The organism is Amycolatopsis sp. NPDC051903, from assembly GCF_044452505.1.
GTDB lineage: Bacteria > Actinomycetota > Actinomycetes > Mycobacteriales > Pseudonocardiaceae > Amycolatopsis.
The window spans coordinates 169,214-177,077 of record NZ_JBITBT010000015.1; the positions used below are offsets into that span (position 1 = coordinate 169,214).

Below are 7,864 nucleotides of genomic sequence, written 5' to 3' on the forward strand. Positions count from 1 at the left end.
GGAGGATGGGAATGGACACGAGCTTCACCGGCGGGCTGCACTCGCGGTTCCTGCGCGGGCTGGCCCTTTCCGAGGGCGGCACCGCCGTCCGGGTCGGCGACCAGGAGCTGAGCTACGGCCGGCTCCACGAACAGGCCCTGCGCTGGGGCGGTGCGCTCGCCGAGGCGGGCGCGCGGACGGTAGGGGTCCTCGCGGGCAAGGGCCTCAGCGCGTACGCGGGGTTGCTGGCCGGGTTGTACGCGGGCGCGACCGTGGTGCCGCTGCGGCCCGATTTTCCAGCGGCGCGCACGGCGCAGATGGTCGAGGCGGCTGGCGTCGACGCGGTGGTGGTCGACGCGCGGGGCGAGGCGTTGCTGCCCGAGGTGCTGGGCGAGCGACGGGTTCTCGTGCTGTCGCCTGAAACCGAGGTGGGTGAATCGCGTGCCCTCGTGGCGCCGCGGGAGGTTCGCCCGGAGGACTCGGCGTACGTGTTGTTCACGTCCGGCTCCACCGGCCGGCCGAAGGGGGTGCGGATCGGCCACGGCTCCACGGAGCACTACTTCGGCCTGCTGGACGCGCGGTACGACTTCACGCCCGAGGACGTGTTCTCCCAGACGTTCGACCTGAACTTCGATTGCGCGATGTTCGACCTGTTCTGCGCGTGGGGCGCGGGCGCGCCGGCGGTGGTGCTGCCGGGCCGCGCTTACCGCGACCTGCCGGCGTTCGCCGCCGAGAGCGGGCTGACGGTGTGGTTCTCCACGCCGAGCGCGATCGACCTGGTGCGCCGCACGGGCGGCCTCACGCCCGGTGCATTGCCGCATCTGCGGTGGAGTTTCTTCGCCGGCGAAGCACTTACGGTGCGCGACACGGCGGACTGGCGTGCCGCCGCGGTCAACGCCACGACGGAAAACCTCTACGGCCCCACGGAGCTGACGATCACCGTCGCCGGGTACCGGTGGGACGACGAGGAGACCCCGCGCGTCGCCGTCAACGGCGTCGTGCCGATCGGTGCCGTCCACGAGGGCCACGAGCACCTGCTGCTCGGTGAGGGCGACGTCGAGGAACCCGAAGAGGGTGAGCTCGCCATCGCCGGCCCGCAGCTGACACCGGGCTACCTCGACCCGGCCGACGAACGCGGCCGGTTCCTCGAGCGCGGCGGCCGCCGCTTCTACCGCACGGGCGACCGCGTGCGGCGCCTCGCCGGCGGCGACCTGGCCTACCTCGGCCGCCTCGACTCGCAGGTGCAGGTGCTCGGCTGGCGCGTCGAGCTCACCGAGGTCGAGCACGCACTGCGGGCCACGGGCGTCCAGGACGCCGTCGCACTCGGCGTTTCCGGGGTTTCCGGCACCGAACTGTTCGTCTTCTACACCGGCGGCGAGCGCCCGGTCATCGAGCTCGTGCGCCCGCTGCGCGAAGTGCTGCCGGAGGGGGTGATTCCCCGCCACTACCGCCACGTCGACGAGTTCCCGCTCAACTCCAACCGGAAGATCGACCGCAAGGCGCTCGCCGCGGAAGCGGCCGTGCTGCTCACACCGGTCGGCTGACGACACGCCACGGGCCCGCTCCGCCGGTCTTTCCGGTGGGCGGGCCCGTGGCGTGTCGTACCCTGAGCGCGGAAGAGGAGCTCACCGATGGCGAAGTACGTGATCGGGCCGGACGTGGCGGTCCGGCTGGCCGAGGAGCGGGCCGAGGTGCGCGACGAGCACCAGCTGCTGGCGCCGACGCTCATCCGGTCGCACGCGCTCTCCCTGCTCTACGGCCGCGTGCGGCGCGGCGAGCTGCCCAAGAAGGCGGCCGAGCGGCAGCTGGACTTCATCCGCGGGCTGCGGATCCGCCTGCTCGGCGACCGCGTGCTGCAGGCGACCGCGTGGAAGGTCGCCGAGGAGCTCGGCTGGGCGGACACGTACGCCGCGGAATACGTGGCGCTGGCGCGGTTGCACGCCGACGCGCTGGTGACCCTCGACGAGGAGCTCGCCCGCGACGTGAAGGGTCTCGTGCCCGTCGCGGCGTTCGACGCGCTGATCTGAAGCAGTTCTGAAAAGGCCTGTTCCGGCCCGGTTTTCCGGTCGGGACAGGCCTTTCGGCGTGGGCGGTTAGGGGCCGTTAGGGGTGTGGCCGCGTGAGCGCCCGCGGCTAACTTCGCCTGCGTCGGCGGGCGTTTTCCGCGCCGCGGCACGGTGAATTCTCGAGTTCTGGTGGGAGTGGCAGTCGTGAACGGTACTTCGCTCGTCCAAACTCTCCTCGATGAGGCGGTGACCGACGCACCCGGGTCCACGGCGGTGCGCGACCGGGCCGGCGCGTGGACCTACGCCGAGCTGGCCGCGTGGAGCCACGCGGTCGAGGCGGTGCTGGCGCGGCGCGGGGTGGGGCGTGGCGACCGCGTGGTCGCGCAGCTGCCCACGAACCGCGAGCTGGTCGCCCTGTTCTTCGGCACCACGCGCCGGGGCGCGGTGTTCGTGCCGGTGAACCCGGCGATGAAACCCTTCCACTTCGATTCGGTCGTGGCCAACGCCGAGCCGGTGCTGACCGTCACGAAGGACGAGTTCGGTCCACTGTGGAGCGAGATCGAGCAGGCTTACGGCGAGCGGATCGAACCCACGCCGGTCGACCCCGACGACGTCGCCGTGCTGATCTACACCTCCGGCAGCACCGCCGCGCCCAAGGGTGTGATCGGCCCGCACCGCCAGGTCACCTTCGCCGCCGGCGCGATCCAGGCCGTGCTGGGGTACCGCGGCGACGACGTGGTGTTCTGCCGCTTCCCGATGTCGTGGGACTACGGCCTCTACAAGGTGCTGCTCTCGACGCTGGGCCGCAGCGAAATCGTGCTCGCCGACGCCGAATCCGACCTGCGGCTGCTGCAGCGGATGCGCGAGGTCGGCGCGACCATCGTCCCGATCGTGCCCTCGCTGGCCACGATGATCGCGACGCTCGCCGAGCGCGAGACCGAGCCGGCCGCGCCCGTGCGGCTGTTCACCAACACCGGCGCCGCGCTGCCCGACGTGACGATCGCGCAGCTGCGCGCCGCCTTCCCCGGCGCGCGCGTGGTGCGCCAGTTCGGCCAGACGGAGTGCAAGCGCATCACGATCATGCCGCCCGCCGAAGACGGCGACCGCCCCGGTTCGTCCGGGCTGCCGCTGCCCGGCACGTCGGTGCACATCCTCGCGGCCGACGGCACGGAGCTGCCCGCCGGCGACATCGGCGAGATCGTGGCCGCCGGCCCGCACGTGATGCCGGGTTACTGGCGCGCGCCCGAGCTGTCCGAGCGCGCGTTCCGCCGCGACGAGGCCACCGGAGGGCTGCGGCTGCACACCGGCGACTACGGCCGCCTCGACGCCGACGGCTACCTGTACTTCGAAGGCCGGCGCGACGACATGTTCAAGCGCAAGGGCATCCGGATGTCCACTTTGGAGATCGAAGCCGCCGCGATGGACATCCCCGGCGTGCGCGCGGCGGGCGCGATCCCGCCGAGCGAGACGCGCGACCTCGCCCTCTGCGTCGAAACCGACCTGGCGCCCACCACCGTGCTGCGTGAGCTGGCGAAGCGGCTGGAACCGCAGAAGGTGCCGTCGCTGTGCCACGTCGTCGACGAGTTCCCCCTCACCGCGCACGGCAAGAACGCCACGAAGGAACTGGCCCTGCTCGTGGAAGGCGCCCGCAAATGAGCCCGTACCCCGGCCTCGCCGAACGCTTCGGCACGCCCACCTACGTCTACGACCTCGACGTCGTCGCGGACTCCCGCGACCAGCTCTTCGGCCTGCTGCCCGAGGGTTTCCGGCTGTTCTACGCGCTGAAGGCCAACCCGCACCCCGAGATCGCGCGCGAGCTGCACGACGGCGGCTGCCGCGCGGAGATCAGCTCCACGGGCGAACTCGCCAACGCCCTGACCGCCGGGTTCGACCCGGGCGAGATCCTCTACACCGGCCCCGGCAAGACGAACGCCGAGCTGGAGCAGGCGATCGCGGCCGGCGTCCGGCTGTTCTCGGTCGAGTCGCGCACCGACCTGGAGCACGTCGGGGCCGCCGCCGGACAGCACGGGGTGACCGCGTCCGCGCTGCTGCGGGTGAACACGACCGCGAGCAGTGGCGGCACCGGGATCCGCATGATGGGCCGCCCGTCGCAATTCGGCATCGACGCTGAGACGCTGCCCGGAATCATGCCCGCGCTCAAAGCGGTGCCCGGCGCCCGTGTCGTCGGCGCGCACTTCTTCACCATGAGCAACGCCCAGGACGAGGACGCCCTGCTGGGCGAGTACGAGTTCGTGCTCACCTCGGCCGCGCGGTTGCGCGACGAGGTCGGGCTGCCGCTGGAGATCCTGGACATCGGCGGTGGTTTCTCCTCGCCGTACGCGGTGCCCGGCCCGCGGGCCGGCTACCCGAAGTTGCGTGCGGGGCTCGAGACGTTGCTCGACCTGCACCTGCCCGAGTGGCGCAGCGGTGGGATCGAGCTGGCCTGCGAGTCGGGCCGCTACCTGTCCGGCAGCTGTGGTTCGCTGCTGGCGGGCGTGGTGAACGTCAAGGAAAGCCGCGGCAGCCGGTTCGTGGTCCTCGACGCCGGGATCAACGTCGTCGGCGGACTGTCCGGGATCGGCAGGCTGCTGCCCGCGGCGGTCGGCATCGAAGAAGCCGGCAGCGCGCCGGGCAACCTCGTCGGTCCATTGTGCACTCCCGGGGACTCACTGGCCAAGGCGGCGAAGCTGCCCGAGCTGGCGCCCGGCGACGTCGTCACCGTGCCGAACGTCGGCGCCTACGGCGTGACCGCGAGCCTGATCAGCTTCCTCGGCCGCCCCGCGCCGACGGAGGTCGTGGTGCGCGGCGACGAGGTGGTGTCGGTGTCGCGGCTGGACTACCAGCGTGCGTACGAGGTGTCGCCGTGACCGAGGAACTGCGAGCCTACGGCGGCGGGGTCGTGACCGAGCCGCGGCGGACGGTGATCGTCAGCAGCATGGCTTCGGATTCGCACACCTGGAACCTCGTCTACCTGGAGCTGCTCGTCGGCGAGCTCGGCTACGACGTGGTGAACCTCGGCGCCTGCGTGCCCGACGAGCTGCTGGAGTCGGAGTGCCTGAGCCGCCGCCCGGCGATGCTGGTGCTGAGCAGCGTCAACGGGCACGGTTACCAGGACGGCCTGCGGGTGATCCAGCGGCTGCGTGCCTTCCCCGAGCTCCGGGCGCTGCCGGTGGTGATCGGCGGCAAGCTCGGCGTCGACGGGGCGCTGACCGCGGCCGAGACCGCGCAGCTGGTGCTCGCCGGGTTCGACGCGGTGTTCGACGACCAGCAGAGCTCGGCGTCGTTCCGCCGGTTCGCCGCGACGCTGTCCGCCGGCGTGACGCAGGTGGAGGCGTGAGCTTCGAAGAGTTCGTCGCGCGACGGCACGCCGCCGGCGAGCTCGTCGTGCAGCCGCGGATGGGGTTCGCCGATCCGGCCGACATGCGTGCCGGGCTGGCCGCGACGAAGGGGGCAGACGCCGCCACCGTCGGCACCGTGACGCTCGACAGCTACACGCGGGTGTGCGACACCGGTTCCGTGGCGCACGCGCTGCGCAGCGGGATCGCGCTCAACGGCTATCCGATCGTCAACCACGCACCAGAGGTGACGCGCGGGATGCTCGACGGTCTGGAAGGGCCGGATTTCCCGGTGCAGGTGCGGCACGGTTCGGCGCGGCCGGCGGACATCTTCCGCGCCATGATCGACGCCGGCCTGCACGCCACGGAGGGCGGCCCGGTGTCCTACTGCCTGCCCTACAGCCGGACTCCGCTCGACGAGTCCGTGCGCAACTGGGCGCACTGCTGTGACCTGTTGCTGGCGGCCGAGCATCCGCGTGGCCGGCCGCACCTGGAGACCTTCGGCGGGTGCATGATGGGCCAGCTCTGCCCGCCGAGCGAGCTGGTGGCGTTGTCGGTGCTGGAGGCGTTGTTCTTCTACCGCAAGGGGTTGCGCAGCATTTCGGTGAGCTACGCGCAGCAGACGAACATGGCGCAGGACCAGGAGGCGGTGTCCGCGTTGCGCCGCCTGTGCGCCGAGCTGCTCCCCGACGCCGCGTGGCACGTCGTGATCTACGCCTACATGGGTTTGTTCCCGCGGACCCCGGGTGGTGCCCGCGGTCTGCTCGGGCGGGCGGCCGAGCTGGCGGTGACCACCGGGTCGGAGCGGCTGATCGTCAAGACCACGGCGGAGGCGCACCGGATTCCGACCGTGGCCGAGAACGTCGCGGCACTGGAGCACGCCGGCGCGGTGGCGAGGTCGGTCGCCGGTCCGATCGCCGTGGATCGGGACAACCAGGTCTACCGCGAGGCGCACGCGCTCGTCGACGCGGTGTTGAACAGCCACGCCGACCTGGGCCGCGCGATGGTGCTCGCGTTCAAGCGCGGCCTGCTCGACGTCCCGTACTGCCTGCACCCGGACAACGCCGGGCAGGCGCGCAGCTACCTCGATCCGGCGGGCCGGCTCGGCTGGTCGGAGCTCGGATCGCTGCCGCTGCGCCGCGTGGTGGAGCGCCACCACGCGGGCCGGATCACGTCGTCGACGTTGATGTCGGCCCTTTCCCACGTCCAGAACGCCTACGACACCGAGGCGCTGGAGCAACCGATGACCGCGATTGGGGGCGAGTCGTGATGAGTCCACACCGGACAGTTCGTGCGTACCCGTTCGACATGCGTGAGATCTCCGTTTCCGAGCAGTACCACATCCTGCAGCGTGACGAGCCGATGAGCCGGGTGCAGATGCCCTTCGGCGAGCCGGCCTGGCTGGCCACGAAGTACGCCGACGTCAAGCTGGTGACGACCGATCCGCGGTTCAGCCGGGAGCTGGCGCAGGGGCTCGACCAGCCGCGGATGCGTCGTCAGCAGATGGGCGACGGCATCATGGGGATGGACCCGCCGGACCACTCCCGGCTGCGCCGCCTGGTGGCCAAGGCGTTCACGGCCCGTCGTCTGGAGCAGATGCGCGAGGGCGTGCGGGACCTGGTGAACCGCCTGCTCGACGACATGCAGGCGCACGGTGACAGCGCCGACCTCGTCGAGGAGCTCGCGCGGCCGCTGCCGGTCACCGTGATCTGCGACCTGCTCGGAGTGCCGAAGGAGGACCACGAGATCTTCAGCGAGTGGACCCAGGCCCTGGTCGGCGACGCGACGGCGAAGGGCGATGTGCTCGACGTCTACGGCGACCAGCTGGACAACTACGTGGCCGGGCTGGTGGCCCGGCGGCGTGAGGAGCCGACCGACGACCTGCTCGGCGCGCTCGTCTACGCCCGCGACGCCGGCGACCGGCTGACCGAGAACGAGCTGATCGCGATCGCCGGCGCGGGCCTGCTCACCGGTGGCGTGGAGACGGTGTCGACGGCGTTGCCGAGCTTCGTCTTCACGCTGCTGACGCAGCCCGAGCTGCTGGCGCAGCTGCGGGCCGACCCGGACCTGATGCCGACGGCGATCGAAGAACTGCTGCGGTACGTGCCGATCAACACCGCGGCGATGTTCGCCCGCTACGCCACCGAGGACATCCGCTTCGGCGATGTCGTGGTGCGCGCCGGCGACCCGGTGCTGCCGGCGCTGCACGCGGCCAACCGCGACCCGGAGGTGTTCGCCGACCCGGACCGCATCGACTTGACCCGCAGCCCCAACCCGCATGTGGCGTTCGGGCACGGCCCGCACCACTGCATCGGCGCGCAGCTGGCCCGGCTCGAACTGCAGGAGGCGCTGAAGGCGATTCTCGCGCGGTTCCCGGACTTGCGGTTCGCGGACGGGCGCGAGGGCGTGAAGTGGGAGTACGGCGTGATCGTGCGCGGGCCTTCGCTGCTGCGCATCGCCTGGTGACTTCCCGCCCCTAGAACGCTTTTCAGGGGATCCGGCCGCGACGCGCGCCGACCTACGATCGATCAAGACGACCATGAG

7 protein-coding genes are annotated in these 7,864 nt (G+C 71.6%); all 7 read left to right on the forward strand.

Annotated elements, in window-relative coordinates:
* Positions 1 to 11 precede the first annotated feature (11 nt).
* Positions 12 to 1,523 (forward strand): AMP-binding protein, encoded by a 1,512-nt coding sequence (locus tag ACIA77_RS28495; protein ID WP_395889062.1) that lies wholly within the window; start codon positions 12 to 14, stop codon positions 1,521 to 1,523.
* An 87-nt stretch (positions 1,524 to 1,610) separates the two neighbouring features.
* On the forward strand, positions 1,611 to 2,006 hold the full coding sequence (locus tag ACIA77_RS28500) for a type II toxin-antitoxin system VapC family toxin (protein ID WP_395889063.1): 396 nt from the start codon (positions 1,611 to 1,613) through the stop codon (positions 2,004 to 2,006).
* Positions 2,007 to 2,231: 225 nt separating this feature from the next.
* Positions 2,232 to 3,641, forward strand: coding sequence for an AMP-binding protein (locus tag ACIA77_RS28505; protein WP_395889064.1), 1,410 nt, complete (start codon positions 2,232 to 2,234; stop codon positions 3,639 to 3,641).
* Positions 3,638 to 4,852, forward strand: coding sequence for a type III PLP-dependent enzyme (locus ACIA77_RS28510; protein ID WP_395889065.1), 1,215 nt, complete (start codon positions 3,638 to 3,640; stop codon positions 4,850 to 4,852). Before ACIA77_RS28505 ends, ACIA77_RS28510 begins: the two co-directional genes overlap by 4 nt.
* Positions 4,849 to 5,322 carry a cobalamin B12-binding domain-containing protein gene (locus ACIA77_RS28515; RefSeq protein WP_395889066.1) on the forward strand — a complete coding sequence of 158 codons (474 nt, stop codon included), beginning with the start codon at positions 4,849 to 4,851 and terminating at the stop codon, positions 5,320 to 5,322. The genes ACIA77_RS28510 and ACIA77_RS28515 overlap by 4 nt, the downstream gene beginning before the upstream one ends.
* Complete coding sequence (locus tag ACIA77_RS28520; RefSeq protein ID WP_395889067.1) at positions 5,319 to 6,590, forward strand: methylaspartate mutase; 1,272 nt, start codon at positions 5,319 to 5,321, stop codon at positions 6,588 to 6,590. The genes ACIA77_RS28515 and ACIA77_RS28520 overlap by 4 nt, the downstream gene beginning before the upstream one ends.
* Positions 6,590 to 7,786, forward strand: a complete 1,197-nt coding sequence (locus tag ACIA77_RS28525) for a cytochrome P450 (protein WP_395889068.1) — start codon at positions 6,590 to 6,592, stop codon at positions 7,784 to 7,786. The genes ACIA77_RS28520 and ACIA77_RS28525 overlap by 1 nt, the downstream gene beginning before the upstream one ends.
* Positions 7,787 to 7,864 lie beyond the last annotated feature (78 nt).